The organism is Burkholderia sp. E168m23 (genome assembly GCF_016586125.1).
GTDB classification, from domain to species: domain Bacteria; phylum Pseudomonadota; class Gammaproteobacteria; order Burkholderiales; family Burkholderiaceae; genus Burkholderia; species Burkholderia orbicola.
In genome coordinates this window covers 1-1,595 of the sequence record NZ_BCPP01001266.1, presented here as the reverse complement: position 1 = coordinate 1,595, position 1,595 = coordinate 1, and the positions used below count along the sequence as shown (strand labels likewise).

At 68.2% G+C, this 1,595-nt stretch carries 2 protein-coding genes; both read left to right on the top strand.

Features of this window, described 5'->3' with window-relative positions; all coding sequences use genetic code 11:
- On the top strand, positions 1-847 hold an 847-nt coding region (lplT, locus tag JMF90_RS36405; RefSeq protein WP_201326280.1), incomplete at its 5' end, for a lysophospholipid transporter LplT.
- A gap of 58 nt (positions 848-905) precedes the next feature.
- Positions 906-1,595, top strand: a 690-nt coding sequence (gene thiD, locus JMF90_RS36400; protein WP_201326279.1) for a bifunctional hydroxymethylpyrimidine kinase/phosphomethylpyrimidine kinase, incomplete at its 3' end; no start/stop codon positions are given.

Genomic DNA, 1,595 nt, shown 5'->3' with positions numbered 1-1,595 from the left:
GCACGTGATCGCCCATACTCCCGCCTGGATCGGCACGCCCGCCGAGGCCGCGATGGCGATCATCATGGCGATCTACGTGGTCGCCGCGCTGTTCAACCTGCGCATTCCCGACACGGGCGCCCGCTACCCGAAGCAGGAGCGCGGCCCGGTCAAGCTGCTCACCGATTTCGCCGACTGCTTCATGGTGCTCTGGCGCGACAAGCTCGGCCAGATCTCGCTGGCGGTCACGACGCTGTTCTGGGGGGCCGGCGCGACGCTGCAGTTCATCGTGCTGAAGTGGGCCGAGGTGTCGCTCAACATGTCGCTGTCCGAAGGCGCGATCCTGCAGGCCGTAGTCGCGGTCGGCGTGGCGGCCGGCGCGATTGCCGCCGCCGCCCGGATTCCGCTGAAGAAGTCGCTGACCGTGCTGCCCGTCGGCATCATCATGGGCATCGCGGTGATGCTGATGGCTTTCTACACGCGCGACCTGTTCCCGGCGCAGTGGGCCGTGCACTTCGGCCATCTGCGCCTGCCGTTCTACCTGATCGTCGCCTACATCTTCCTGATCGGCGTCGGCGCGCTGTCCGGCTATTTCGTCGTGCCGATGAACGCGCTGCTGCAGCATCGTGGCCACGTGCTGCTGTCGGCCGGCCATTCGATCGCGGTGCAGAACTTCAACGAGAACCTGTCGGTGCTCGTGATGCTGTGCCTGTATGCGGTGCTCGTGTGGCTCGACGTGCCGGTCGGCGTCGTGATCGTGCTGTTCGGCACGTTCGTCTGCCTGACGATGTGGCTCGTGATGCGCCGCCACCAGGCGAACCAGCGTCAGTTCGACTCGGTCGCGCTGATCGGCGAATCGCGGCACTGACGCTACACTTTCCGTTTTCGTCCGCTGGCGCCGGTGCTCACACCGGCGCGTTGCCCTCATGACGCACCCGATACCCAACCTCCTGACGATCGCCGGCTCCGATTCGGGCGGCGGCGCAGGCATTCAGGCCGACCTGAAGACGTTTTCCGCGCTCGGTGCGTATGGTGCGAGCGTGATCACCGCGCTGACCGCGCAGAACACGCGCGGCGTGACGGGCGTGCATGCGCCGGACGCCGCGTTCGTGACCGCGCAGCTCGACGCGGTGTTCGACGATATCCGCATCGATGCGGTCAAGATCGGGATGCTCGCCAACGCGGCGATCGTGCAGGCGGTGGCCGACGCGCTGCGCCGTTACGCGCCGCGCTTCGTGGTGCTCGACACGGTGATGATCTCGAAAAGTTCGCACGCGCTGCTCGCGCCCGATGCCGTCGACGCGCTGCGCGACACGCTGCTGCCGCTCGCGACGGTCGTCACGCCGAACCTGCCGGAAGCGGCCGCGCTGCTGAACGACGCGCCCGCCACCACCGAAGACGACATGGTGCGGCAAGGCCAGGCCCTGCTGCAGACGGGCGCACGCGCGGTGCTGATGAAGGGCGGCCACCTGCCCGACGCGTCCGCGAGCCCCGACTGGCTCGTCGAAGCAACCCGCACCGTGCGGCTCGACGGCGCACGCGTGCCGGTCAGCAATACGCACGGCACCGGCTGCACGCTGTCGTCGGCAATCGCCGCGCTGCTGCCGCAGCAGCCC